Annotated in this window: 29 protein-coding genes and 1 riboswitch; of the genes, 13 read left to right on the forward strand and 16 right to left on the reverse strand. The window is 38.1% G+C overall.

All coding sequences use genetic code 11. The features are described 5' to 3' along the window. Positions 1-2 precede the first annotated feature (2 nt). Both TSP02S_RS05060 and TSP02S_RS05065 read right to left on the reverse strand, forming a co-directional pair. Positions 3-1,214, reverse strand: a complete 1,212-nt coding sequence (locus TSP02S_RS05060) for an NAD(P)/FAD-dependent oxidoreductase (protein ID WP_041082372.1) — start codon at positions 1,212-1,214, stop codon at positions 3-5. Beyond that, on the reverse strand, positions 1,211-2,650 hold the full coding sequence (locus TSP02S_RS05065; RefSeq protein WP_041082374.1) for an NAD(P)/FAD-dependent oxidoreductase: 1,440 nt from the start codon (positions 2,648-2,650) through the stop codon (positions 1,211-1,213). Before TSP02S_RS05065 ends, TSP02S_RS05060 begins: the two co-directional genes overlap by 4 nt. A gap of 186 nt (positions 2,651-2,836) precedes the next feature. Between TSP02S_RS05065 and TSP02S_RS05070 the strand changes: the two genes are divergently transcribed. The 5 genes from TSP02S_RS05070 to TSP02S_RS05090 are packed head-to-tail and all read left to right on the forward strand — an operon-like array spanning position 2,837 to position 6,346. Further along, positions 2,837-3,565, forward strand: a complete 729-nt coding sequence (locus TSP02S_RS05070) for a class I SAM-dependent methyltransferase (protein WP_041082376.1) — start codon at positions 2,837-2,839, stop codon at positions 3,563-3,565. Positions 3,566-3,602: 37 nt separating this feature from the next. Further along, positions 3,603-4,370, forward strand: coding sequence for an alpha/beta hydrolase (locus TSP02S_RS05075; protein ID WP_052465324.1), 768 nt, complete (start codon positions 3,603-3,605; stop codon positions 4,368-4,370). 13 nt (positions 4,371-4,383) lie between these two features. Next, entirely contained in the window at positions 4,384-5,352 is a 969-nt protein-coding gene (locus TSP02S_RS05080) for a threonine ammonia-lyase (RefSeq protein ID WP_041082377.1), read from the forward strand. A 2-nt stretch (positions 5,353-5,354) separates the two neighbouring features. Continuing rightward, the gene (locus tag TSP02S_RS05085) at positions 5,355-5,780 is read left to right on the forward strand and encodes a C-GCAxxG-C-C family protein (protein ID WP_041082379.1); all 426 of its coding nucleotides are present in this window, start codon (positions 5,355-5,357) and stop codon (positions 5,778-5,780) included. Between the two features lie 17 nt (positions 5,781-5,797). Continuing rightward, positions 5,798-6,346, forward strand: coding sequence for a GNAT family N-acetyltransferase (locus TSP02S_RS05090; RefSeq protein WP_041082381.1), 549 nt, complete (start codon positions 5,798-5,800; stop codon positions 6,344-6,346). A 250-nt stretch (positions 6,347-6,596) separates the two neighbouring features. Here TSP02S_RS05090 and TSP02S_RS05095 read toward each other — a convergent pair whose 3' ends face one another. The 4 genes from TSP02S_RS05095 to TSP02S_RS11185 all read right to left on the reverse strand — a co-directional run bounded on the left by TSP02S_RS05095 (position 6,597) and on the right by TSP02S_RS11185 (position 11,172). Then, on the reverse strand, positions 6,597-7,760 hold the full coding sequence (locus TSP02S_RS05095; protein ID WP_232503780.1) for a radical SAM protein: 1,164 nt from the start codon (positions 7,758-7,760) through the stop codon (positions 6,597-6,599). A gap of 41 nt (positions 7,761-7,801) precedes the next feature. Continuing rightward, the gene (locus TSP02S_RS05100) at positions 7,802-8,479 is read right to left on the reverse strand and encodes an ABC transporter ATP-binding protein (RefSeq protein ID WP_041082384.1); all 678 of its coding nucleotides are present in this window, start codon (positions 8,477-8,479) and stop codon (positions 7,802-7,804) included. Positions 8,480-8,490: 11 nt separating this feature from the next. After that, complete coding sequence (locus tag TSP02S_RS05105; RefSeq protein ID WP_232503781.1) at positions 8,491-10,944, reverse strand: FtsX-like permease family protein; 2,454 nt, start codon at positions 10,942-10,944, stop codon at positions 8,491-8,493. Positions 10,945-11,037: 93 nt separating this feature from the next. Next, the gene (locus tag TSP02S_RS11185) at positions 11,038-11,172 is read right to left on the reverse strand and encodes a hypothetical protein (protein ID WP_269763779.1); all 135 of its coding nucleotides are present in this window, start codon (positions 11,170-11,172) and stop codon (positions 11,038-11,040) included. Between the two features lie 154 nt (positions 11,173-11,326). On the opposite strand from TSP02S_RS11185, the gene TSP02S_RS05110 reads away from it, so the two are divergent. Together TSP02S_RS05110 and TSP02S_RS05115 are read left to right on the forward strand one after the other, a co-directional pair. Then, positions 11,327-11,893, forward strand: a complete 567-nt coding sequence (locus tag TSP02S_RS05110; protein WP_041082387.1) for a YkgJ family cysteine cluster protein — start codon at positions 11,327-11,329, stop codon at positions 11,891-11,893. A gap of 209 nt (positions 11,894-12,102) precedes the next feature. Continuing rightward, positions 12,103-12,669 carry a pyruvate kinase alpha/beta domain-containing protein gene (locus tag TSP02S_RS05115; protein WP_041082389.1) on the forward strand — a complete coding sequence of 189 codons (567 nt, stop codon included), beginning with the start codon at positions 12,103-12,105 and terminating at the stop codon, positions 12,667-12,669. Here TSP02S_RS05115 and TSP02S_RS10730 read toward each other — a convergent pair. From TSP02S_RS10730 to ftcD, 10 genes are read right to left on the reverse strand one after another with little or no spacing between them, the layout of a single operon-like run. Beyond that, positions 12,664-13,842: a glycerol-3-phosphate acyltransferase gene (locus TSP02S_RS10730; RefSeq protein ID WP_052465325.1), complete on the reverse strand. Its 1,179-nt coding sequence runs from the start codon at positions 13,840-13,842 to the stop codon at positions 12,664-12,666. The genes TSP02S_RS05115 and TSP02S_RS10730 overlap by 6 nt on opposite strands. Further along, a complete protein-coding gene (locus TSP02S_RS11040) occupies positions 13,839-14,000 on the reverse strand; it encodes a hypothetical protein (RefSeq protein WP_171816323.1) in 162 nt (53 codons plus the stop codon). The genes TSP02S_RS10730 and TSP02S_RS11040 overlap by 4 nt, the downstream gene beginning before the upstream one ends. 16 nt (positions 14,001-14,016) lie before the next feature. Beyond that, complete coding sequence (uxaC, locus tag TSP02S_RS05125; RefSeq protein ID WP_041082391.1) at positions 14,017-15,378, reverse strand: glucuronate isomerase; 1,362 nt, start codon at positions 15,376-15,378, stop codon at positions 14,017-14,019. A 3-nt stretch (positions 15,379-15,381) separates the two neighbouring features. After that, the gene (locus TSP02S_RS05130; protein ID WP_041082393.1) at positions 15,382-16,455 is read right to left on the reverse strand and encodes an alanine/ornithine racemase family PLP-dependent enzyme; all 1,074 of its coding nucleotides are present in this window, start codon (positions 16,453-16,455) and stop codon (positions 15,382-15,384) included. A gap of 11 nt (positions 16,456-16,466) precedes the next feature. Further along, complete coding sequence (era, locus tag TSP02S_RS05135) at positions 16,467-17,357, reverse strand: GTPase Era (protein WP_041082394.1); 891 nt, start codon at positions 17,355-17,357, stop codon at positions 16,467-16,469. Positions 17,358-17,362: 5 nt separating this feature from the next. Next, positions 17,363-17,746, reverse strand: a complete 384-nt coding sequence (locus TSP02S_RS05140; RefSeq protein ID WP_144380781.1) for a cytidine deaminase — start codon at positions 17,744-17,746, stop codon at positions 17,363-17,365. Continuing rightward, entirely contained in the window at positions 17,736-19,022 is a 1,287-nt protein-coding gene (locus tag TSP02S_RS05145; protein ID WP_041082396.1) for a hemolysin family protein, read from the reverse strand. Before TSP02S_RS05145 ends, TSP02S_RS05140 begins: the two co-directional genes overlap by 11 nt. Before the next feature lie 16 nt (positions 19,023-19,038). Beyond that, positions 19,039-19,497 carry a 23S rRNA (pseudouridine(1915)-N(3))-methyltransferase RlmH gene (locus tag TSP02S_RS05150; RefSeq protein WP_041082398.1) on the reverse strand — a complete coding sequence of 153 codons (459 nt, stop codon included), beginning with the start codon at positions 19,495-19,497 and terminating at the stop codon, positions 19,039-19,041. After that, the gene (gene hutI, locus TSP02S_RS05155; RefSeq protein ID WP_052465326.1) at positions 19,487-20,683 is read right to left on the reverse strand and encodes an imidazolonepropionase; all 1,197 of its coding nucleotides are present in this window, start codon (positions 20,681-20,683) and stop codon (positions 19,487-19,489) included. The genes TSP02S_RS05150 and hutI overlap by 11 nt, the downstream gene beginning before the upstream one ends. Continuing rightward, positions 20,680-21,603: a glutamate formimidoyltransferase gene (gene ftcD / locus TSP02S_RS05160; protein WP_041082400.1), complete on the reverse strand. Its 924-nt coding sequence runs from the start codon at positions 21,601-21,603 to the stop codon at positions 20,680-20,682. The genes hutI and ftcD overlap by 4 nt, the downstream gene beginning before the upstream one ends. A 110-nt stretch (positions 21,604-21,713) precedes the next feature. On the opposite strand from ftcD, the gene TSP02S_RS05165 reads away from it, so the two are divergent. The 6 genes from TSP02S_RS05165 to TSP02S_RS05190 all read left to right on the forward strand — a co-directional run bounded on the left by TSP02S_RS05165 (position 21,714) and on the right by TSP02S_RS05190 (position 26,738). Further along, the gene (locus TSP02S_RS05165; RefSeq protein ID WP_041082402.1) at positions 21,714-21,980 is read left to right on the forward strand and encodes a type II toxin-antitoxin system Phd/YefM family antitoxin; all 267 of its coding nucleotides are present in this window, start codon (positions 21,714-21,716) and stop codon (positions 21,978-21,980) included. A gap of 2 nt (positions 21,981-21,982) precedes the next feature. Beyond that, a complete protein-coding gene (locus TSP02S_RS05170; RefSeq protein ID WP_041082404.1) occupies positions 21,983-23,086 on the forward strand; it encodes an ABC transporter ATP-binding protein in 1,104 nt (367 codons plus the stop codon). 90 nt (positions 23,087-23,176) lie between these two features. Continuing rightward, a complete protein-coding gene (locus TSP02S_RS05175; protein ID WP_041082405.1) occupies positions 23,177-24,052 on the forward strand; it encodes a decaprenyl-phosphate phosphoribosyltransferase in 876 nt (291 codons plus the stop codon). Beyond that, positions 24,049-24,402, forward strand: a complete 354-nt coding sequence (locus tag TSP02S_RS05180; protein ID WP_041082407.1) for an SMR family transporter — start codon at positions 24,049-24,051, stop codon at positions 24,400-24,402. The genes TSP02S_RS05175 and TSP02S_RS05180 overlap by 4 nt, the downstream gene beginning before the upstream one ends. 9 nt (positions 24,403-24,411) lie before the next feature. Continuing rightward, a complete protein-coding gene (locus tag TSP02S_RS05185) occupies positions 24,412-25,497 on the forward strand; it encodes a DUF362 domain-containing protein (protein WP_041082409.1) in 1,086 nt (361 codons plus the stop codon). After that, on the forward strand, positions 25,494-26,738 hold the full coding sequence (locus tag TSP02S_RS05190; RefSeq protein WP_041082411.1) for a hypothetical protein: 1,245 nt from the start codon (positions 25,494-25,496) through the stop codon (positions 26,736-26,738). The genes TSP02S_RS05185 and TSP02S_RS05190 overlap by 4 nt, the downstream gene beginning before the upstream one ends. Then, a riboswitch (cobalamin riboswitch) is annotated at positions 26,737-26,915 on the forward strand. (Overlaps the previous gene by 2 nt.) Positions 26,916-26,931: the final 16 nt, after the last annotated feature.

The raw sequence follows: 26,931 nt of genomic DNA on the forward strand, positions 1-26,931 counted from the left end.
ACTCATTCCTCCTTCAACGAAACTACGATCTTATCCAACCCCGTTATTTTCTGAGAAGGAATTTTGATCCTGATCATCTCACTTGGCATTACATCTTCAAATTTTTTTTCGAAATTGCCTGCAGTTAGAATCGTTTTCTCCATGGGTTTTTTACTCCTCACATATAAAACTAAATCTTCACCACTCACATATCTTTTTGGAAAGATTATCCCAATATTATCTCCTGGTTCGATTGGTACACCCATTTCAAAACTTTCACCTTTTGCATACAAAGCTGCGTATTTACCTGCTTTTTCTCCTTCTATCGTTACGTAATCCACAAGATCGTAGATCACCGTACAATTGCCCGCAGAAAAGATCCATTGGTTTGAACTTTGACCTATGTTAGAACACGAAATGCCTTTTGAGATACGATCCAGTTGTACAAGATCGGCAAGTAATTCAACCTGTGGTATTAGTCCAACAGAGAGAACTAACGTATCGACTTTGAAAATTTTTTCTGTACCTGGTATTGGTTTGTAGTTTTGATCAACCTGTGCAACTACTACTTCTTCAAGCCTCTCTTTTCCTCTCACCTCAACAACTGTACTTGAAAGATACAAAGGTATATTGTAATCCTCAAGGCACTGTATGACATTTCTCAAAAGTCCACCAGAATAAGGCAATCTTTCTATCACTGCAACCACTTCAACGCCTTCAAGTGTCAGCCTTCGTGCCATGATCATACCTATATCTCCTGAACCCAATATCAGAGCCCTTTTACCAATGAGTCTATTTTCTATATTCATGTACTTTTGTGCCACACCAGCTGTGAAGATCCCTGAAGGCCTATCGCCAGGAATCATCAAAGCTCCAAAGGGTCTTTCTCTCGCACCGGCTGTATAAACAATCGATCTTGTTTCGATCTCAAGGACACCTTTTGGAGAAACCAATATGGCTTTTCTGTCTGGTTTTACAGTATGAACATGGCAATCCATCAAAAGATCTATTTGGTAATTCTCAAGCAATGCAGAAAATCTCTCTGCATATTCTGGACCAGTCAGTTCTTCTTTAAAATAATGGAGCCCAAAGCCGTTGTGTATACACTGATTGAGAATTCCACCAGTCCTCTCATCTCTATCAACAAGAGTTACTTTTACCCCATTTTTTGCCGCACTCAATGCTGCTGCCATCCCTGCAGCACCAGCACCGATCACAAGAACATCGGTTTTCATTCTCTCACCTTCCCATCGACGATCCAACTTTGAGGTGATTTGAGAACAATCTCTGACATATCTAACTTGAGCTCTCTTTCGAGAATCTTCATGATTTTTATAGAGCAAAAACCACCCTGACATCTCCCAAACATCGCTCTTGTTCGGAATTTTATGCCATCAAGTGACCGTGCACCCCTTCTTATTGCTTCGATTATCTCCGCTTCCGTGACTTCATTGCAATAACAGATTAATCTACCTGCCGCGGGATCTTTTTTGACAAGTTCTTGCCATTCTTCTAATGGAAGCTCAACGATTTTCTTTATACCTTTTCTAATGGGGTTGAAATCTTTCTTTGGAAATAATTTCAAACCAAGCTCTTTTTGAATGATCTCTTCTGTCAAATACTCCGCAATCGCTGGAGCAGCGGTCAAGCCAGGTGATCTCATCGCCATCAGGTTCACAAAATTTTTAACAATCTTGCTCGCCCCTATGAAGAAATCTTTTTGAGGACTTTCGGGTCTAAGACCACAAAAAGTTTTAACAGTTTGAGAAAAGTCTAATGATGGAACAAGAGTCTTTGTAAAATTCCTTATCTGTTCCAATCCTTCTTGTGTTGTTTCGAAATGATTTTTCATCTCACTTGGTAAGTCAGTTGCTGTAGGTCCAAGCAATAAACCACCATCTATAGTTGGTAAAACCAATATTCCCTTCGATGTTTTAGTAGGTGTCGGGAAGATGATAGATTTAACGGTCGAGCCTACTTTTTTGTCCAAAAGGATATACTCGCCACGTCTTGGGTGCAATGGTACATACTCTGCCCCGGCAAGAATGGCTATCTGGTCTGCAAAAAGTCCAGCTGCATTTATCACAATATCCGCTTGATAGGAATTTTTGTCGGTGATGACCTTTTTGATTCTGTCATTTTCTTTCTCAAAACCTATCACTTTCTCGTTTAAAACAATTTTTGCGCCATTTGCTACAGCATTTTCAACGGCTGCTATCGCAACCATCCAAGGCTCTGTTATACCTGCAGTTGGTGCCCAAAGCCCACATTTTACCTCTTTGTTTAAATTCGGCTCTTTCTCAAGTAAGGTACTCCTATCGTGAATTTCCAAACCCGGTACCCCGTTGACTTTCCCTTGCTCATACAGTTCTTCAATAGTTTTAACCTCTTCATCGCTGAAGGCAACTACATATGAACCTATTCTCTTTATCTCAAAATCCAACTCTTGCGAAAGTAGAGTGTACATGGTGTTTCCTTTTGAACAGAATTTTGAACGATTAGAACCAACAGGATCATCATAGCCAGCGTGAAGTATGGCTGAATTTGCCTTCGTAACTCCCCAGCCAATATCGAGATTTTTCTCAATTATGGTTAAATCAAGATCGTACTTAGAAAGCTCCCTCGCAGCTAAACTTCCAACAACACCTGCACCGATTATGACAACTTTCATTCAAGCACCTCCAAAGAAAAAAGCCACACCCCAAAAGGGATGTGGCTTTCTCCAGGACTCATACCACACCATTTTTATTTTACCACAGTCTTTGAGTTTTTCAACAAAAAATACTATCCCAAAAATCTGTAACAATCTTTCCTTTAACCGTAAATGTTATAATTTCGAAAAATAGGGGGTGTTAGGATGGAATGGTTCATTGACGAAAGTTTCTGGAAAGATATGTATGACTGGTTATTCCCACCAGAACGTTTCCAAACGGCAAAAGAACAGGTGGAAAAGGTTTTGAACATAACGGGTATTCAAAGCGGTAATGTACTTGATCTTTGCTGTGGACCGGGAAGACATACTTACGAGCTTGCAAAACTTGGTTTTTCTGTCACGGCAGTTGATGCTTCGGAATTTCTTTTGAACAAAGCCAAAGAGTTTTGTTCAGAATTCACAAACGTACGTTTCGTTCATGCCGATATGAGAGATTTTGTTGAGTCAAATCATTTTGATCTTGTCATCAACATGTTCACGTCATTTGGCTATTTTAAAGATCATGAAGATAATCTAAAAGTCCTAAGAAATATCAGAAAAAGTTTGAAAAGTGGCGGCAAACTTTTGATGGAGATGTCTTCAAAGGAGATAATTCTAAAAAACTACAGAGATTCAATAATTAGTGAACGTAATCAAAAAATGCTCATCGAAAAACACAGTTTTGAGCCTGGTATGGCAAGGATGATAAATGACTGGATTGTCCTTGAAAATGGCAGATATAAAATTCACAGATTGGAGCACTATGTTTATTCTGCACAAGAATTGAGAATGATGCTTCAAATGTGTGGATTTGAAAATATCGTTGTATACGGTTCATTGGATGGAGATCCCTATGATTTGAACGCTAAAAGATTAGTTGTTGTAGCTGAATAGTTTTTAAATAGATTTATAATTTATAAAGGGTGATGTCGTGAATTTAGATATATACAACCAAGATATTCGTTTGATCGATCCTATATGTTCTCCTGTTTTCAAAGTAAATGGTAAGCGGGGTGTACTTTTGATTCATGGTTTCACAGGAAGTCCACATGACATGGCTTATGTTGCCGAAAGGCTTTTCAGTGAAGGATTCACCGTATCCGTTCCGCGACTTCCTGGGCATGGTACGAATCACAAAGATTTTTTGAACTCAACTTGGAGAGACTGGGTTAGAAGGTCAATAGATGCCTATCTTGATCTAACCAATTTTTGTGATGAAATAAACGTTGTTGGTCTTTCGATGGGGGCACTTCTTGCTACTGTTGTAACATCGAGCTTCAAAGCCAAGAAACTCGTCTTAGCAGCTCCTGCTTTCAAGGTAACAGACTGGCGGCTGAAATTCACTCCTTTGATGAGTTTGTTTGTGCAGTACAGAGAAAAAGAACCACCAGTTTTTGATGATCCTTCATTGAATAAACTGGCTCAGGAGTATTGGAATAAGGTTTTCATCAAACCCGCTGCTCAATTGTATAAGTTGCAAAAGATTGCTATCAAGAGCTTGGAGAAAGTTGAATCTTCCACATTAGTCATAGTTACTCAAAAAGACAACACCGTCCCATTATCTGTCTTGGATGTGATAAGAGAACACTTAAAGTCTGAGTTCAAGACGGTTGTTCTTGAAAAAAGTGCACATCCTGTGACGAATGATGTAGAAAAAGAACTTGTCGCTGAAAAGATCGTAGAGTTTCTCTCTAATTGAGGAGGAATCAAAATTGATAAAACTTCAAGATATCAAAGATGCCAGGGAAAGAATATCAAAGTGGACTCATACAACACCTGTTTTTTCATCACAGACTTTTAATATGATTTCAAACAACTCTGTTTTTCTAAAGGCAGAAAATCTTCAAAAAAGTGGTTCTTTCAAATTCAGAGGCGCGATGAATTTTTTACTTTCACTGAACGATGAAGATCTCAAGCATGGTGTTGTCACAGGTTCGTCTGGTAATCACGGTCAAGCTCTTGCTTGTGCTGGAAAAATTGTTGGTACCAAGGTGACTGTGGTCGTTCCAGAGGATGTTTCAGCAGCTAAGCTTTCAGCAATGGAAGGATACGATGCGAAGATAGAACGATGCGGTAGGACATCTACAGAAAGACTGAAAAAGGCTTATGAAATATCACAGCAAACTGGAGCGATCTTTGTACCACCTTTTGATCATCCATGGATAATGGCTGGACAAGGCACGATAGGTCTTGAATTGGTCGAACAACTCGGTGATTTCGACGCCGTCTTAGTTCCTTGTGGGGGTTGTGGATTGATTTCTGGTATTTCTGTAGCGGTCAAGGAGACTCTAAAAGATGTCAAGGTCTATGGAGTTGAACCAGAACAGAGTAACAGCACATATCTTTCTTTCAAAGCGGGTCATCTTGTTGAATTAAAGAACATAAATACTATAGCAGACGGATTGAGGACTGCCATGCCAGGCAGACTCACGTTTCCTATAGTTCAAAAATATGTAGATGATATTCTTCTTGTGTCAGAGGAAGAGATTAAAAAGGCTGTCGTTTTTCTGCTCGAAAGAATGAAACTACTCGTAGAGCCTTCAGGTGCAGTCACCGTTGCTGCACTGTTGTTCGGTAAATTCCCATTGAAAAGCAAAAAGGTCATTGCCATCCTTTCTGGCGGCAATGTCGATCTCTTTGCAATTTCTGAATGGATTAAAGAAGCTAAGCAAGGGGGATAGAGATGAATCAAAAAGCCATTGATCTATTTGAAAAAGGTTTTAGCTGTTCTCAATCAGTTTTTGCAGCCTATGCACCGATATTTGGTATAGATGAAAAAACGGCTTTAAAAATCTCATCTGCATTTGGTGGTGGAATGTCAAGACTTGCACATGTTTGTGGTGCTGTCTCTGGAGCTTTCATGATAATTGGCTTAAAAGCAGGTGGCGAGGACAAAGAGAGTAAAGAACGGACATATCTTTTTGCAAGAGAATTTGCCGAACAATTCAAATCATTAAACGGTTCGATAATGTGTAAAGATCTCCTTGGTTATGACATAAGTACCAGTGAAGGTTTGCAAAAGGCAAGAGAAGCGAATTTATTCAAAACAATTTGTCCAAAGTATGTGAGAGATTCGTGCCAGATCTTAGAAAAGATGTTTTGTTTGTGAATTGAGGGATTTTGCGCATGGAAATTTTTGAACTCGATAAAGAGCAATGGAAGGATTTCAAGCTTCATTTTAAATGGTCAAGTGACAAGTATTACAAAGTGGATATCAGAAAAACACAGACAGGTTTGATGGTAGAATTAAAACTTCAAACGACCGATAAACCTATCGTTAAAGACTACGAAGAACCACTTTGGCAGCAGTGGATGGATGAAGAAAGTGATGATGAAGCACAGATATTTGGTGTGAAAATTGATAGTGAAATTGTCGGCTGGATGACTGTTGGTATGGAGAGCTGGAATAACAGACTCAGAGTATATGAATTACTTGTCCTTGAAGGATATCGCAGAAGGGGTATAGGAAAATTGTTGCTGGATAAAGCCAAACAAATTGCAAGACAGAAAAATTGTCGTGCGATCATCCTTGAGACACAGACCAATAATGTCAATGCTATTGAATTCTATAAAAAACAAGGTTTTGAATTCGATGGTCTTGATATCACAGCCTATCACAATGATGATGTTGAAAGAAATGAAGTCAGAATCGAGATGGTTTGTAGAAATTTTTAGATTGAATTTTGCAGATCAAAAATCCAAAATACGAAGACAGAGCATCAATGAGATTTTTGAGTTATGACTCTTCTCAGATCACCTTTCAATATCTTGATAAATAACGTGCAATTTCATTTCGGTGAGAATCTGCAACAGGGAGTCAAATTTGGATGTCTTATAACACGCAGTACAGATTCCTTCAGCTGTTGTTCTGCCATCTTATTATCCCGATAATATATCCTATTCGCATTATTCAGGTTTGGATTTCTTAAATTGTCCTGACTTTGCGCACAATTTGCTCAAGTTCATCACGATGCGATATTAAGGAACAAGGTCCCTTGCCATCTTCAAGCAACTTATTGTCGCGTATCTCTCTAAAAAGCCGACTTTTCAAACCTTCTTTTAGTGTCGAATATCTCATGTTGTGTGTTGAGACATTTGTTATCGGACATGGTGTAAGGTCTCCCAATGCATTGACGTGTATGAACCCTCTACCTGCAGAAACACATCCACCAAATGGTTCCTCATCGCCCGGTGAATGAATTATGAAAATTGGTTTTTCATCCTTATACTCAAGTATCTTTTTTCTAAACAGTTGTCTTTGATCTGTAGTCAATGATTTTCCATCTTCTTCCGCACCAATATATTCAATGAAAAAACACAACTTCGCACCAAGTTCTATGAAGTAATCAATATTGTTGTCGACCATCCAGTATTCATAATTATCTTTTGTGACTGTGATCGATATGCCACTGAGTACACCTTGTTTAGAAAGGTTTTTCAGTGTTGTCAATACTTTTTTGTAAACTTTTTCACCTCTTCTTTGATTCGTGAGTCTTTCATCACCTTCTAAACTCAGAACAATGGCTAAGTTTGATGTTTTTTTCAAAAACTGCAATTGTTCGTTGTTAATACAGGTTCCATTGGTAAAAATGGCAAAAACTCGATCTTTATTGGATGCAATCAAATCCAGTAAGTCCTTCATCAAAAATGGCTCTCCCCCTGCTATCAAAAAGGCAAAGACACCAAGTTGTTTTGCTTGATTTATTATCTTTTGCCAATCTGAAAGTGTCATCTGTTCTCCTTTGAGTTTTTCGACAAAACATCCTTGACACTGCAAATTGCAATTGTTGGTTATGCTCAATATCATTACGGGTGGCACTAATAGATTTTCATTTGAAAGCAATTGTTGTCGAGTTGACTCGCATTGTCGAAATGCTCTCAGTAGTACTGAAGCATTGGCAAGATACCTTGGGTTTTTAAAGAGCCACGGTATGAGAACCTTTGAGAATCTTGGGCTCACAAGGTTTTTTAAGGCAGCTTCTAACTTCATAATATCCCCCGTTGTGTTAAGTATAACAGCCACGATCACCACGTTGAATAAGATTCTGTAATGATACACAAAAAGAATGATTTTGCCATAGAAAGTCATCGATTCGACAAAATCAAGTATGTAGTAAATCTATGAAACACTCAATGTTTTTCTTGTTCAATTATCTTGCCATCTCTTATGACAAGAACACGATTAGCCCTCTTTGCTATACGTTCATCGTGAGTGACGATCACTAATGTTGTATTATTCTGAACTCTCATTTTTTCGAGTAATTCAATCACACCAAGACCAGTTTCAGAATCGAGATTTCCAGTTGGTTCATCTGCCCAAACTACATCTGGCTCATGAATGAGTGCCCTTGCTATAGCAACTCTTTGCTGCTCACCACCTGAGAGTTGCGAGGGGAATCTATTGGCTTTGTTTAAAAGCCCGACTTTTTTCAGCATTTCGTACGCACATTCTAATCCACGATCATGATCTACACCAAGTATTTTGAGCGGCAGTTCTACATTTTCAAGCACTGTGAGAACGGGAACAAGATTAAAAAATTGAAATATGAAACCCATATGTTGAGCTCTGAATTTTGTCTTTTCTTCTTCTGCCAAAGAGTGAAAGGCAACGTTGTTGAAGAAGATTTCGCCGCGTGTAGGAGTGTCTATACCAGACAAACAGTTCAAAAGAGTTGTTTTCCCAGAGCCAGACGGACCAAGAATTGCCACAAACTCACCATCTTCTATTGTAAGATTGATATTTTTGAGTGCTTCTACTCTATTTTCTCCTTTGCCATAAACCTTATAAAGGTCTTTGATTTGTATCATTCGCATCCTCCTCATTCAGGTGCTCTGAGAGCTTCAATCGGGCTTTTCTGAGTAAGGATTGCAGGCAAAGATACAACAACTGTTATAACGACGTATATTGCCAGTATCATGCCAAAAAGATACCAGATAGGAAAGACAAATCGCCCAGAACCGAACAGTGTGAAAATCAGTTGCATAAGGTCTTTTGATTCCCAAAGACCAGCAAGGACACCTACTGCGATTCCCACCGAAGCCACAATCATATTTTCCAAAATAAAGGCAACACCAAGACTTTTAGAACTCACACCTATCGCTCTCAGAGTACCGGAAAGACGTTTTCTAACTATCACACTGCGCAAAGCATGGAATGCGATACCGCTAAAGCCACTTATCAATCCAAAATAGAGTAAGGTAACACCGGCTTGTACAAGTAGATCGACACCAGAGAATAATCTATTCAATTCTTCAGTTATATACACGGAAAAATCAAATCTTTTTGTGTAGAATTCCTTTGCTTGTGAAACTATCTGTGGATCAACTTTTCCAAGAATAACGGGAATAACCCTTACATTTCTCGGTAAACTATTCACCGAAGCGATGTATTTAACAGGAACCATTAACTTTCTCATATCGAAGGTATCGATGACTTCAAAATTCATTTTTTCACTTTCACCAATTCTAAAAGGTGATTTTACAGTACCTGATATGGTAGTTAATGAACTTTTTCCTTCTTCAGCAACGTATCCTACAACGATTGTATTGGGTTGTAGAAGGTTTTTCCTCCATTTTGTGTTTGTTTCAATTGAAACAATGGCTTTTTGTAGAAAATTATCATCGACAAAGGCTATCAGATCATCTTCAAATTGAGCAATGTAAACTTTGGTAGGGTCTTTTAAATTCTCCGCGGGATCAATATCACCTTTTGCAAAAACCAACTTCAATGGGTTATAAACTGCCATGAAGTTATATCCAAAGAGTCCTGTTTCTAATTTCTCTTTCAAAAACCGTTCAACGTTGTATGGAACTGTCATAACTATTACCATCATATAGATGATCAAACTGAACATCAAAGCGATGATAAAAGTGTTCTTTCTATGCCGATCAACGTATGAGAGTGCAATAAAAGTAGAAACCGACCCTTTTCCGGAGAGATTCGAAGTCGTCCTTCTGAACAAGCTGATAATTGGTAAAAAGATCAACCAACTACTTAGAAAAATCACAATTCCTCTTTGCAATACCTTCCAAGCTGTAATAGGTTCAGTTGGTGGCAAAAGATAAATGAAAATTATCAACAGCACACCCGCGACGAGACTCAGTAAATTGATCGTAAATGGAACGGGCGATGAGACTTTTTGCTCTTGAATTCTAAGCATCTGTACTGGTGGTCTTTGTGTGATGCTGCGTATTTTAAGGATGAATATCAATAATGGAAGTATCAACCCAGCAAAGACACCAATTATCACCGTTATAGGAGATACATAAAGTGTGAACTGTGAAAAACTTGTACTAAAGTTACTCATGAAAATGCTGACAATTGTTTGTAACTTTCGAAGTAAAAGATTACCGAGAAGTATCCCGATCGCACCACCTGTGAATCCCGCTACGAGTAGATATGCCATACCCTCGAGGATGAGTATTAGCGATATGTGTTTTGCTCTCATTCCGAGAATTCTCAGTGTTACCATCGTGGTATTTCGCTCTTCAACAAAACTCTGCGCAAATATATAGACTAATACAAAAGAGGCAATCATTGAAAAAACGCTGAAAGCAACTGTTAAGTAACCAAGCGCCTTGTTTGCCGGAGAATTCAAAAGACGCGACTTCATAGCAACTGAACTTACTCCAAATTCAGTTTGTATTTCCTGAGTGAAAGATTGATGTTTTTCAATACCAATCTTAAGACTCATATAAATTCTTGTTGGAAATGATATTGTCGAAAGATCATCCTTATCAACAAAGATTGCTCCAGCATAATTTAAGTTTTCACCTCGAAAGTTCAAGAAACCTTTTTCACCTATTTGTGTGACTTTGAATTTAATCTCTCCTCTTCCGATATTCAATGTGATTATGTCACCTTCGGAAATATTCAGAAAACCTGTGAGATCTTTTGAAACAATCGCACCACCTTCAGGTAAATCAACGGGCATCTGAACAAATTTTTCAAGATCATCTGGTTCGACTCCAACAACGAGGCAATCTTGGAATTTGGAATCGTACTCTATTCTGCCAAGTGTCTCGGCGACAGGTAGAACAGATGAGACTTCCTGCTTATTTTTCAATTCATCTATAATCCTTTGATCTAACGGCATCTTGAAAAAAATGTTGTTTCTCCTGTTTTCAACGTAAACATCAGCTGTGCCGAAGTTTGCCGAAAAACTTCTTTCTATATAACGACTAACTGAATCATTCAAGGAAAGACCACCTACAAGGAGCATCGAAGGTACACCAACACCGAAGATCAAAACAAACACCGACTTGAAGCGCATCAAAAAATTCCTGAAAGCCGTTTTAAAAATCATGCCGAGCAATCCAATTCACCCCAATTCTTTGCAAAAGTATTTTATCACCGACAAGGATCTTCAGGCTTCGACATCAAGGTACCTAATGTGGTTCAGATAAAAAGCGTAGATGGTTGTCACGAAGAACGAACTGAAGTTTATGCCATATTGTTCAGATAAAGCTACTAATGCAATATAATGTATCTTATATTGCATGACTAACATAATGGCTGATGCGAAAAAATACCTCCGAATTTTTGCAAAGCAAATCGAGTCTGAAATACTTCCGTTAAATATTTTTAGTAATCGCTTGTGGTTCAGAAAATAGCAATTAACAGGTGTGTGTTATGAATAAAATACGATGTACTCAATGACTGAGAGAATAGCATTACTCACACAACAAGTTTTGGAATTGTATACAGATCTGGAGCAGCACCAAAGAAACCTTGTTATGTGTTCGTATGGCTGTAGGACGTGCTGTGATGTTTCTGCTTTGAATATCGAAGTAACGATTCTTGAATTCTTACCTTTAGCAATGTATTTGGTGAGTGAAAATCAATTAGAATGGATTGATCATGCAGAGAAAGCTACAGATGAAGATCGTTGTATATTATTTCAACCTGATTCTAAATTGAAACCCGAAGGTGGTTGTTTGTTTCACAAATTTCGACCACTTGTTTGTAGACTGTTTGGAGCAAGCTTTACAATTAGAAAAGATCAAAAACAATTCCTTGGGTGTCAGTTATTGCACGAGAAAGTTCAGGTATCTCTCCACTTGTTACCAAATGCTCAGGACTATCACACAAGACTCTTAAGCATAGATTTTTTTCTTGCTCAGAAAGCCTATGGTATTAATACAGCTCTGAGAAAGGCTATACAGTACGTTGGTTTGTATTACGCTCCCACATATCCCACTATAAGAACAAGATCTGCCTGACGAACCCGGATTTATAATGCCATAATAATCTTTTTGTGTTCTTTGGATTTGTAATATCTTTGGCAATATTATAAAGCTATATGATATTATTTATCATAAAAATATTTATATGATTTTTTTATTTACTAATTAATTTTTGATTTTATAAATTAAAAAGTACGTGGTAAAATTCGTCGTTGGTCATATAAAATTTATTTAGGGGTGATGTCATGATATTGTTTGCACAAAAAGGTGAAGTTAACACTCAGGCGACGTTAAAGATCGCTGTTGAAGAACTTAAAAAAGCCAAATTGAGCAAATTGGTTATTTCATCAACGCGGGGGAACAGTGCAAAAGAAGCCATGGAGATTATCCCAGATGGTGTCAGATTGATTGTTGTTACCCATCATATCGGTTTTAAGGAACCAGATCAAGATGAATTTTCATTGCAGGTCAAGGACGAATTACTCAAAAAAGGACACATTGTTCATAGCGCAACACATGTCCTTTCGGGTGTTGAGAGAGCATTTCGAAGAGAATACAACGGAATATATACAGCTGAAATAGTTGCAAATACCCTGAGGCTATTCAGCCAAGGTGTGAAAGTTTGTGTAGAAATCACGCTTATGGCTGCTGATGCAGGACTTGTAAGATCAGATGAGTGGATCGTAGCATGTGGAGGTTCAAGTAAAGGACTTGACACGGCTATAGTTATAAAGCCAGCTAATTCTTCAAGAATGTTGGATTTGAAGATTGGAAAGATACTTTGTATGCCATCTGAGTATCAAAGCTCATAGGACTTTCCATAAACTCATCATCAGTGCAGAAAAAATTGGAACTGAGAGATTATCATCCACGCCCAGTGGAAAAATTTCGCTTGCTGTTGCGGTTATTGCTCCCACAATACCAATACGAAGATCGACCAAGTTGGTTATACTCATCAAATAGGAGCTATAAAAACAAATAATAAAGCAGGTTAGTGAACCTTCAATAGTTTTGCCGAAAAATCTTTTCCTACCAAAAGACATTCCTACAAGCTTTGCTGTAAGATCACCAAAAGCGAGAAACAGCATTGATAGAAAGGCTATGTTCCGCTCAAACAAAAAGAATACGATAAAGGTACTCAGTAAAAAGAAAGACATGGATGATATCTCTCTTTTTTCCTTCTCTTTGTAGATCTTGAATACCATCTTTGTATGAAAAAATCCATGAACCTTTTTGTTAACGAGCCGAACGATATCTGTGATGAGAAAGATCGATAGAACCGTTCCGGTTAGGATCAAAAAATTACCATGTGAGACTAAAAAGCTAAGGCAAAACAATATCAAAGAAAATGGCTTTATATAAATTCTCCATGCACGGATATCCTCAGTGAACTTGAATAATTTGTACTCTGAAATATTTCTGAGATTTATGATCAAAAGAATACTTATTAGTATGTCGGCAAACCAACTTTTGGAAAAATCAGTCCTGATTCCTATCAATATTGCAAGGGCAGGCAAGACAAAAAATCCTATGATATCGCCCTTTTTTGTGGTATAGAGAAGTATCAAAACTAACGAGAGTAAGACAAGCAAGTCTAAGGTTAGATCTTTTATCGGAATACCTTTGCTCAACTCCCAAAGTGCCATGAGTAACAACCCGGTAGTCGTGGCTGCACCTTTCCCACCACGAAAGCCTATGTAAAACGGAAAAATATGCCCAATGATCGCACAGAACCCACTGATATAAGATATCCATTGAGGATATCCAAGAGAATTTGAGATGGATACTGCGAGAATACCTTTGAGCCCATCATACAATGCAGTTAAGACGGCAGGTGCCAAGCCCGCTGCCCTATAAACATTTGTTGTTCCGGCGTGATGTGTCCCGATAGTTCTCACATCAATACCCGCGATCCATCTTACAAGAAAATATGCCGGCAAGAAGCAACCAAGTAGATACCCCAACAACAATGGAAACCAGATCATTTTTGCTTTTTCTTTGATAATTTCACAGCGACATACTCTTCGTTCTTTTGGAAAATCGCATATCTGTCTTTGTTTTTCACCACAATTTCAACAAATTCATAACCTTCGGAGAGCTTTTTTTCGATTTTTTTCTTATCAGATTCTGTATATTCCTCCACAGATAACCACCTCTAATCATGCAAAGAAAAATTCCTTTGGTCTTGTATAGGACAGTTCAACACACAATTCGACTGCTTCTTTCAACGGTATTTGACCTTTTTCCACCATCTCACCAACAACACTGGATAATACCCTTCTGAACATCTCTGTGCGAGATCCATAAGACATGAGTTTTCTTGAATCAGTAACCATACCGACCAGATTGCTCAACAAATCTACAGAGGCAATGTATTGCAATTGTAACTGCATTCCATATGGGCTGTCGTTGAACCACCACGGCGCTCCTAAGAAAACATTTTCAAAGGCCCTTGCAATGGTAGTCATAACAGAAAGATATGTTGTATCAAGGCAATACAGAATTATTTTTGTTTTGCCATCGAAGGTGTTGAAAAAATCTCTCATACCAGTTGCAACATCCACATAACCAGCCGAGATATCACCACCACTATCTGGTCCTAATTTCTCAAATAATTTATCTCGATAATCTCGCAATGCACCAATATGAAGTTGCATTTTCCAATTCTTCTCGTGGTTCATCTGTGCGAAAACATATAGCATGTACGATTGGAAATCGAAAAGATCTTGTAAAGAAACACTTTGCTTTAGAGCTCTGTTGAATATCTCTTTGGCTTTTTCATAAGTGATAGATTTTCCCACTGGGTAAAGCAAAGCATGATCGCTGCAAACACATCCTACTTGATCAAAATAATCGTGTGTCTTCTTCAGTGCGTCTAAAAAACCATTGAAAGTCATAGTATCTGTTGCTGTAGTCTCGGAGAGTTTTTGGATATATTCTTTCCAATCTGCTTTATCTATTCTGCAAGCTCTGTCGGGCCGCCAAGTTGGTAAAATTTTCACACCCTCAACTGAATTTTGTGCGATTTTGTGGTATTTCAAATCTGAAGTTGGATCATCCGTAGTGCACATTATTTCAACGTTCATCTGTCTCAAAAGTTCCTGTGGTTTCATTTTCTGATCTTTCAATAATTGTTTTGTTTTCCACCAAATCGAATTAGCCGTTTCTTTTGAAATTATCTCATCTATCCCAAAACGCCGTCTCAAATCAAGGTGAATCCATTCATAAGTTGGATTCCCAACGAATTTTGGAAAGACTTCTGCCAAGGCAAGCCATTTTTCATAATTGGTGGCATTCCCCGTTATTTTCTCTTCCGATACTCCCCTTCGTCTCATCAATTCCCACACATAGTGATCAGTTGCCGCTTCAACTTCCCATATATCATTCCATCCTTTGTTTTCAACTATTTCTTTTACATCACCATGATTGTGAGCATCAACTATTGGAAGATCTCTCACCGTTTCGTACAACTTCACAGCAGTTTCGTTAGTCAACAAATATTTTTCACTGAGAAAACTCATTTTTCACACCCCCTGTGAATAGATCTTCTCAACATGAGGACAAGTCATAGCCCTCAACAAGGCACCATAACTCAATTTAAATCTCATGATGTCACCGACTTTGATCTCTTTTTCCAAATCGGTAATGTCGATTATCGTATGATCACTTGATGCGTGTATCACTTCGATACCGCTATCCAGAGGTTTAAGTCCAGTCGGAACGATATCCTGCTCTCCAAGTGCAAGTATAGCGCGTTTGCGTTTACCTCTATCGATAAAGATTGGTTTTCTTCCAAAGGCGTCCTGGCCTATTTCGCCTTCTGGAAATGAAGGTTTCACTTTAACCTCGATTACCTGTGCTTCTAAGATAATTGCATCTTGTATTAACCAATCAATTTGGCGATTATTTGTCACATCTGTGCCAAGAAAGATAGCCTCTCCTACTCTGTATTGGTTAACACCTGAAGGCAAGTCTCCATTTTCGAGCAGTTTTAGGGCAGAAGTATTTCCCCCAGATACGATAGGTAATTTGTGGAAAGTCTTTTTTTCAACCATATCTCTAATCTCAACAAGTATTCTCAAGTTTTTGTTAGATGGTAGTACCCCTCCATAACAGCCTAAATTTGTGCCAATACCAATAACTTTTACCTTCTTTGAAATTTTCAAAGCTTGAGTGACTTCCTCGACGGCATCTTCATGCCATACACCTTCTCTCAAATCGCCAACATCAACCATGTAGATTGCAGATATCGACTTATTCATGTCACAAGCAATTTCTTCCATCCATTCAATTGTTTTGAGTTCTGAAACAAGCACATATTCACACAGTTTCACTATCCTTGGTAGATCTTCTTTTTGTGGTATACGAATCATCATGAAAGGACCATCTATACCATTCTCAGACATTCTCAAGATATTCTCAACTCTTGATTCACCGATGATTTTTATACCAGCATTTCTCATTGCCTGAGCTATCTTAGGATCTCCAAGACTGACTTTAGTAACCCCTACGACTTCAACACCAAATTTAGAACATCTCTCCAAGACCCTACGTGCATTTTCTTCTATTGACTTGAGATTTATATAGATCCGAGGCATGAATACCCTCCTTATTCCATTTCATCTTTCATACCTATCTCGTTGAGAATAATGAAATCTTTATCTCTCCAATTCTTCTTCACCTTTACGTGAAGATCTAAATAGACTCTTTTTCCAACGATCGACTCAATCTCTATTCGTGCTAAGGTCCCGATCTGTTTTATCATGGAACCATCTTTCCCTATGATGATACCTTTTTGAGAGTATCTCTCAACATATATCGTAGCAGAGACATAAACCAGATTTTTTTCCCTCTCGAGAATCTGATCGACAATCACAGCAACACAGTGAGGAACTTCTTCTCTTGTAAGCAATAATATTTTTTCACGTACTATCTCAGCTATTTGAAAGGATATAGGTCTGTCGGTAATCATATCTTTTGGAAAATACATTGGACCTTCTGGCATAAAAGATTTGATTGCTTCAAAGAGTTCGAAAATTCCGCGATTTTCTACAACGCTCGTGGTAAAAGTTTTGGTGAATATATCACACTTGTTTTTTGTGGTTTCAATGATTTTCACATGATCATTGACTAAGTCTATCTTGTTTATAACTAAAAAAGTCCTGGTTTTAGAAGCTCTTACAAGATCACACATCTTTGCTTCAGCTTCACCATATCCTTTAGAAGCATCTACCACAAATAGAATCAAATCACAGCCTTTCATTGCCTGAATCGCTGCTTTTACCATAAATTCCCCAAGTCTATGAATTGGTTTGTGTATACCCGGAGTGTCTGTGAAAATTATCTGACAATCATCGTCTGTATAAATACATCTTATTCTGTTGCGTGTAGTCTGTGGTTTATCTGAAACAATGAGTACCTTCCTACCAAAAAAAGCATTCACAAGACTTGATTTACCAACGTTTGGTCTCCCGATAACTGTGACAAAACCAGACTTCAATCTATTCACCTCTTTAATTTAAAAGCATAAGGTAGCAGTGCACTAACTTTCGTTATAGTGTGTTTTCCTTGAAAATTGGCTAAGATCACTTCAAAATCTCCAAACTCACTCATGACTTGTCTACACGCACCACATGGACTGACTGGTTCAGGAGTATCGGCTACAACAACGAGTTTTTCTATGTCTCTTTCTCCTGAAGCTATAGCTGAAAAGATTGCTACTCTCTCGGCACATATGGTTAATCCATAAGATGAGTTCTCAATATTACATCCTGTGAAAATCTTCCCACTTTTCGTAACAACAACAGCCCCAACTCGAAAACCCGAGTAAGGTGAATAAGCCTTTTTCATGGATTCTACAGCCATCTCGATCAAATCTTCATTTTTCAGTAGAATCACTCCTTTTGATCATCATCAATACTCTATCAATTCTGTTTTTGGTTGCCGCAACGATTCTAAAATGAAATTGACCAACGTCTATCTCCTCACCTACAGAAGGTATTCTCTGAAATAATTCCAGAAGGTAACCAGCCAGAGTTTCATGTTCAGTTTCCTCGAAATGAACACTTAACTCACGTTCGATATCGTTAATTGGCGTGGCGGCATTTATCAAATAACTATTCTCGTTAACTTTTTTAATCCCGCTGATTTCATCATAATCATATTCGTCCATTATTTCACCGATCAACTCTTCTAAGATGTCTTCAAGAGTTGCAATACCTGCCGTTCCTCCAAATTCATCGACGACAATCGCTATATGCATCTTCTTTTCTTTGAAGATCTTGAGTAATGTACTAACTCTCATCGTTTCAGGGACGAATATTGGCTCTCTCATGATTTCTTTAACTTTTTTCTCACCAAGGTTTGTCGCTCCATTTTCTTGTATATACCCAACGACATCTTTTGCATAACAGACACCAATGATGTTGTCTATATCTTCTCGATAGACTGGTATTCGAGAATAACCTTCGCGATTTACAATTTCCATGAGTTCTAACAACGACGCATTTTCTTCCACCGCGACGACATCAACTCTTGGTGTCATGATTTCTTTGATAGTTGTTTCATTCATCTGAAAAGTTCTCTCAACGATCATGCCTTCTTGGTGATCTATCGTTCCACCTTCTTTTCCAAGGTTCACTGCCTCAATGATGTCTTCTGAAGTGACAAAAGGTGCATCTTCCATAGCTCGACCACCAAAGATTCTGACTATGCCATTGCTTAGAAAGAGCAGTAACCTAATAACAGGATCGAGTAGCTTCGCAAAGAATGCTATAAACTTTTCCGTCAGGTTGTAAACCTTCTCAGAGTATTCTCTTGCATAGATTTTTGGTGTGATTTCCCCAAATATCAAAACTGTTATCGTTGTGAAAATCGTTCCAATTAAAGCGATCATTCCACTACTCATATTTTTGAACAATCTCACAAGAAGAAGTGTGGCGATTGAAGAGATCAAGAGATTGACAAAATTGTTCATAACCAAGGTCGCTGTTAAAAGCCTGTTTACCCTGTGAATACCTTCCTTCTCATCCTTTTTCAAAAGTTTCAATCTACTCACCGAAGTGAGAGCCGTTTCAGATGCTGAAAACATCGCAGAGAACATTAGCAACACCAAAATGAACAACAGGTACAATAAAACTGAAACAGTACTCGCAGGATCATCCACTTCGATCTCACCTCCTCTAATAATGATATCTTTGACCGTGGATGATCTTAAAGGCTCTGAAAAGTTGTTCAAGTAGAACAACAACTGCAAGCTGATGGGTGAGAGTCATTTTTGAGAGAGAAAGTAACTCGTTTGCCCTGTTTTTCAAACTACTATCAATGCCAAAAGGACCACCAACTACAAAGACTATCGATGATTTTTCCCAAGTTAATTGGGACAAATGTTTGGCAAAAGAAAGTGAATCATAATCCTTACCATTCTGATCCAGAACAATAACATAGTCTGATTCCTTCAATCGATTAAGAACTTCTTGTGCTTCTTGCTTCAAAGCAATTTCATTCATTTCTGTAGCTTTGACATGCTTTAACTGCACAACTTCTATTTGTGTAAAAGGTCTCAACAGTTTCATATAATCGTCACATGCTTTTTGTGCATATTCTTTGAGTTTACCCACCACTATTACTTCAATTTTCAAAAATCTGTCCCCTTTTCACAATATACTTTGGAACTATTCCTATAAAATACATGATAGTTTCCAGATCTGCATCTTTGTAGATGACAAAATCGGCTTCCTTACCAATTTCAACGGTTCCTAACCTGTCTGCTATGCCAAGTACACAGGCAGAATTGATGGTGTAAGCACTGAGAATTTCTTGTGGTGACATTCCAAGAAATCTCACAGCAAGATTCATAACCAATGAAGGTTCAATTACAGGACTCGAGCCAGGATTGAAATCACTTCCCAAGGCTATTGCGGCTCCATTATCTATCAATTTTCTTGCTGGGGCATAGGTTTCGTTCAAATAGAAACTCGTTGTTGGCATTAAGACAGCTGTTGTACCACTTTGCGATAGAAATTCGATGTCTTTGTCATCAATTTTGAGTAAGTGGTCAGCAGAGATTGCATTCATTTGAACTGCGATTTTCACTGCACCTATATTAGACAATTCATTTGCGTGAATACGAAGCTTAAATCCTTTTTCTCTTGCTGCTTCAAGATATCTCTGCGTGTTGTATATGTCAAAAGCACCGGTGTCGCAGAAGATATCGACAAAATCACATTTGTCCTTCACCAGATCGAGCGTCTTTATCAGATAATCAATATAGTCTTGTTGATTGAAACCTTTTGGGATAGCATGAGCACCCATGAAAGTTGGAATTACGTCGATCGGTGAAATCTTTTTGAGAATTTCTATTACTCTGAATTGTTTGAGTTCATTTTCTTCATCAAGTCCATATCCTGTCTTACATTCTATAGTTGTGACACCTTTCCTGAGAAAAATTTTGGTGAGATTCAAATTGAAGCGAACAAGTTCTTTGAAAGTAGCTCCTCTAAGTTTTGAGACAGATTCATAAATGCCTCCCCCAGAATTGTGTATTTGTGAGTAAGACAGACCAGAGACCCTTCTCAAGAAATCTTGCTCTCTGTAACCGTAAAAGGGGATGTGAGTGTGACAATCCACAAAACCGGGTACAACAAGATCTCCTTCCAATAAGAAATCTGCCGATCGAGGTTTATGATTGAGAAATTCTACGATCTTACCGTCTTCAACACATATGAAAATATTTTCAAGCTTTTCAAGCTGTGACATTTGATGTCCTCTTTTTGGACTGTTACCAATCGAAGTGTACAATCTTTTAGCGTATATCACTAACTTCACTGTTTTCCAGCACCTTCTTTTGCCAGAATATCCATGACACGATTTTCGATTATTCTGTTGATCCCAAAATCATCGAGTTGCAAATAATATTGTGCAACTTCAAGCATTGCTTGCATTGGAACCATACCTATTATCTCTGTTCCCACTACAGCCACACCATATCTCTGTGCTTCTCTTTTGATGGTCTCAAAAACTCTGAAAAGTGGGCTTTTCTTGTAGTTGGTCATATTCATAGAGATTTGAACTAAATTCTTGTCTTTCAGTTCCACAGCTATTGCCTTTACATATCTGTATCCGCCACTTATATATCTCACAGCTTTTGCAATCTTTTCAGCTATATCGATTCTATTTGTTCCCAAATTAACATTAAAAGCTATCAGATATTCTCTTGCACCCACAGCAGTAACACCAGCGGTTGGGTGCACTTGATCTGGCCCAAAATCCGGTTTCCACATGGGTTGTTTTATTTTTTCAAAAAAACCTTCGAATTCGCCTTTTCTTATCTCTGAGAGATTTTCTCTATGAGATGCTGTTGCAGACTTCTCATACAAAAATACCGGTATTTGTAATTCCTCACCAATTCTCTTTGCCAAAATTTTGGAAAGTTCGATACATTCAGACATTTCTGCGCCCATTACAGGAACCAGTGGTATGACATCTGTTGCACCCATCCTTGGATGTTCACCTTTATGGTTTCTCATGTCTATCAGCTCTGCAGCCTTTTTTGTCATGTTAAAAAGGACCTGCAATAGTGGTTCAGGAGTTCCAACGAGTGTGACAACCGATCTGTTGTGGTCACTGTCCATGGACCAATCAAGAACCCAAACACCTTTGACATTTTCCGCTTGAGCGACTATCTCCCTGACAATGTCCTCACGTTTACCTTCACTAAAATTTGGTGCTGACTCTATGATTTTCATGCGATCACCTCCTATTTTTACATGTCGATTATATCATCTGTTGTTCAATGAGATTTGGAACTTGATTTTTGGTGTAAATATGACTATAATTATGGTCAGGAGGTTTTGCTGTGCCGAAAAACAATGAGATCTTTTATAGCTTGGCAGAAGCAAAGGCAAAGTTGTCTGAGGTTGTAAAAAAAGCTCGTCAAAGCGATGTACTCATAACTAAAAATGGTACACCTTGTGTGGTGCTAATGAATTATGAAAGGTACAAAAAGATGACAAAATTACTTGATGATTTGTATGATTTGTATTTACTTGAAATAGGAGATCCATCGCGGTTTGGTCAGATAGATCAACAACAATTACTTGAGGAAGATATTGAGGAGGTGTAATGATGGCACAGGTAGATCTTGAGAAGGTCACTAAAGTGTACGAGAACAAAGTTGTGGCTGTAAAAGAAGCAACGGTCACGATCAACGACAAAGAATTCGTAGTGTTACTTGGACCATCTGGTTGTGGAAAGACCACAACACTCAGAATGATCGCGGGGCTTGAAGAAATCACTTCTGGTACGATTAAGATCGATGGTAAAGTTGTCAACGATGTTGAACCAAAGGATAGGGACATCGCAATGGTTTTTCAGAATTACGCCTTGTATCCACATATGACTGTTTACGAAAACATGGCCTTTGGTCTTAAGCTCAGAAAATTTCCTAAAGCAGAGATTGATCAAAGAGTGAAAGAGGCGGCAAAAATCCTTGGTATTGAAGAATTGTTGGATCGCAAGCCCAGACAGCTTTCAGGTGGTCAGAGGCAACGTGTTGCGGTTGGAAGGGCAATAGTCAGGAATCCAAAGGTCTTTTTGTTTGACGAGCCTCTCTCAAACTTAGATGCTAAATTAAGAGTGCAAATGAGAAGTGAATTGAAGAAACTGCACCACCGCCTTGAGGCAACAATAGTTTATGTCACACACGACCAAGTTGAAGCCATGACAATGGCAGATAAGATCGTTGTGATGAAAGATGGACTCATACAGCAGATAGGTTCACCATATGAGATATATAACAAACCAGCAAATATATTCGTTGCTGGTTTCATAGGAAGCCCTGCTATGAACTTTGTTGACGCTACATTGATAGCAGAACGCGGTGGAATATGGGTACAGACATCTGGATTTAAGGTCAAAGTTGTTAAAGAACATGAGTCAGTACTTGAAAAGTGGATAGAAAAACAGGTTATATTTGGAATAAGACCAGAAAATATCTTCGATAAATTATTTGCTTTGGCTCCTCAACCAGAGAATACCATTCAAGGAACAGTTGATGTGGTAGAACCTCTTGGTAGCGAAACTTTGTTGCATGTCACTGTAGGGAATGATTCTATTGTTGCACGTGTTGATCCAAGGACAAAGGCCAAAGAAGGAGAAAAGATTGATTTGGTCTTTGATATGAACACGATACATATCTTCGACAAGGAAACTCAGCAGGCAATAATATAAAAGGTGGTCTTTGTAGTTACTGGGAGCTCTTGCTCCCAGTTTTCTTTTTGATATAATTTCACACAGGAATCTACAGTAGGGGGTTATGCTCTGAACTTTTTCAAATTGATCAGACCAAAACACTGGATAAAGAATCTTTTTGTTGTAGCACCATTGGTGTTCTCGGGTAGGTTCATGAATATATCATTTATTTATGCTTCACTTTTGGCGTTTATAAGTTTCTGCTTTCTTTCGAGTGCAATTTATATCCTAAATGACATCAAAGACGCTCTCACTGATAGATTGCATCCCATCAAAAAGAAAAGACCTATCGCAGCAGGCTTGATAAAACCCAACCATGCTTTATTATTCGCTATGGGATTGGTTATAATTTCGATCATTCTTGGGACCTTCTTGAACTGGAAGGTTCTTTTTTGCTTGAGTACTTATTTATTAGTCAATGTCTTTTATACCATCAAGGGCAAAAATTTGATCTTGATCGATGTATTTTGTATTGCAGCCGGTTTTGCGTTGAGGGTTATCACTGGTAGCTACGCAATCTCTGTGTTACCATCTGGATGGCTCGTCACAAGTACCTTTTTTCTCGCTCTTTTTCTTGGATTTGGAAAAAGAAGAGGTGAACTTGCTTTCTCGCAAGTGAATGGATCTGAACATAGAAAGATTTTGAAATACTACGATGTGAACCTTCTTGGCAATATAATGATTTCAACGGGTACAGCTGCCGTGGTTATGTATACACTCTACACACTCGATGTAAGAACAATTGAGCAATTTGGGACAGACAAATTGTATTACACGATACCTTTTGTTGTCTATGGTATATTCAGATACATGTTCTTGATTTTAAAAAACGACAACGGTGATCCCACGGAGGTTCTCTTAAAAGACAAGGGGATGATTTTTTCCGTTCTTTTTTGGTTTCTGACTACGGTTTTGATCATATATCTTGGAGGTAAGATATCATGAAACAAACGATTATATTGATAATTGCCATAATCGCTAATGCACTTGCAAATATTTTTGTTAAAATGGGTGCGCTCTCTTTTGAAGATAAGAGATTTTCACAAATCTTGTTTTACTTTCTGAGAAATGTCTACATATGGATTGGACTTGTTTGTTTTGGAGTTGCTTTTGTTTTTTACAGTATAGTTTTGAGTAAAACAAAATTGAGTGTTGCATATCCTATAATGACGAGTGCAGGGTTTTTAATCGTTTCCATTTTTTCGAATATACTCTTCAAAGAGAGTTTCTCTGTGTACAAAATCGTTGGGATCGCCATAATAGTGATTGGAATATGGATGGTCTCAACATTGTGAGGTGAAAGCTTGAAAAAATCAAAGGTGGCAGTGTTGAAAACACATCCAGATCGTATTCTTGAAGATTATTTGAGATTAATGGAAATGGCAGAAATTGAAAAAAATCTTGACAAAAATATCGTTACCATTCTTAAAGATAATATTTCATGGCATCTTCCCATGCCTTCGGCGAACACTACCCCATGGCAACTTGAAGGAACGATAAAAGCCTTGAAGAAATTTGGCTTTCAGCAGATTGTGGCAGTCGAAAACAAGACAGTTGTCACTCGCCCAAAGCATGGTGAAAAGATGAACAAATTCGATGTTGTCTATTCAAAGTACAAAATACCTGTTTTGTACAACTTTGAAGAAAAAGACATGAAATGGGTTGATTACAAACCAAAATCACAACTGAGAGCACTTGATAAGATTTTTCCAGAAGGCATCAAACTACCAGATTATTTCTTTGGAAAGAACATAGTCCATCTTCCGACCATGAAATGCCACATATACACTACGACAACTGGTGCAATGAAAAATGCCTTTGGTGGACTTTTGAACACTAAGAGGCACTACGCGCACAGTTGGATCCATGAAACGTTAGTTGACTTACTCAAGATCCAAAAAGAAATTCATTCAGGTATTTTTGCAGTAATGGATGGAACAACTGCTGGTAATGGGCCAGGACCAAGGACACTTAAACCTGTTCGAGCTGATTTGATATTGGCAAGTTCTGATCAAGTTGCCATAGATGCTGTTGCGGCAAAGATCATGGGATTTGATCCAATGCAGATTGATTACATAAGGATAGCTGATGAAGAAGGTTTGGGTAATGGAAAACTCGAAAACATAGAGATTGTAGGATACGATGTTTCGAATTTGAACTATAAATTCACAGTTGGAGATAACATGGCAAGTAGAGTTGGTGATCTTCTATGGTTTGGTCCTTTAAAAAGACTGCAGAAGTTGTTCTTCAGAACACCTTTGGTTTATATCTTCGTCCTTGCTTCGGAAATTTACCACGATAGAATTTGGTGGAACTTCAAAGGCAAAAAAATCTTTGAAGATTGGAAAAGGAATAGTCCTTGGGGGAGGTTGTGGGAGGAATACAAGTGAATAAAAAGACAATTCTAATAGTCATAACAATAGTTGTATTATCTTATATCGTTACTTCAGCTGGATTCTGGCTTGTTGAAAATACTTTTAGCATAGCTGGAAGGGTTTTCTTATATGAATCACACCGCAAGCTTATCGAAGGTAAGGGTCCTGCTCCAAATCAGTACAGATATGCTCCTTATCTTTTGGTAGAGTACTTTTTCAAATACATTCCTTTGAGATGGTATTGCAATACTTATATAAAATTAGAGCGGTGGCTTGGTTTTGATAAGCGTGCATTTGTTCAAAAAGAAAATGAATTGAATCTGAATGCCCATATCTCAGCTGAAGAAAGAGAAAAAATAATTGAAGATTTGGAATCCTTTATAAAGGACAAATTGCTTGAGATAACCAAAAATCCATTAACGACAAATCTTATTGTCAATGTTGTGAACAATTTTGGATGGAAGGAGTGGATAGAAGATCCATTTACTTTCCTACAGCAATTTTCCCAGCAGATGCCTGATAATATAAAGGATATTTTTGATAAGAAGAGTGACTTAACCAAGATCATCAATGGATATGCGAATATGAGATTCACATTCACAATAATAATCCTTTTGTTTTTGTATTTATGGATGAGAATTTTCACAAACGAATTTGTTTCTTACGTTTCACTCTTCGCATACTCCATTTTTATCGTATTTAGTTATGGTGATTTTGGACAACAAGAATTTCTCATCTCTGTGGCACTTTTCATTGCTGGCATAACCCTAATTTATCGAAAAAAACCTTGGTGGATGATCCTTGTTCTCATTTCGTTAGAGTGTTTTGTCCGAACAGATCATGCACTATTCATAGCTGTGATATACAGTTTATATAATTTACCATTGAATAGAAAAAAATTGTCCTTACATGGTATATTATTTTTCATACCAATTTTTGCAACGTATTTGCTTGCCAAGGTCTTTTTTCCTAATGCCGTTTACTACACATTACCATTCATACTCGAAGAAAACCTACAAGACCCTTGGGCTATAGTCTATCCTACGGTTTTTTTCGTTTTACCATTGCTTTTTATCAAGAAATTTGGAGAATACGAGTTTTATAAGAAAACATGGTTGTGGATGATACCATTTGTCGCGTTGAATTTGATGATGGGAGCGGTACGAGAGATCAGGCTTTTTCTTCCTTTAATGGCATATCTATTCCCAGTGTTGTTCACAGGAATAGTTTCGTTGTATAATACAAACGAAAACTGAATAAGAGGCGTCAGAGGGTACCAAGAAGGTTTAATAGGGAAGCCGGTGAAAATCCGGCACGGGGACGCCACCGTGACTGGGGACGAAACCCACAAAAACCACTGGCACATTGCTGGGAAGGTGTGGGGAGTAGGAAGATCCAGAAGTCGGGAGACCTGCCCTTTGATTGAAATCACCACTTTCTTCGACACCA

The sequence above is a fragment of the Thermotoga profunda AZM34c06 genome, assembly GCF_000828675.1.
Lineage (GTDB): Bacteria > Thermotogota > Thermotogae > Thermotogales > DSM-5069 > Pseudothermotoga_B > Pseudothermotoga_B profunda.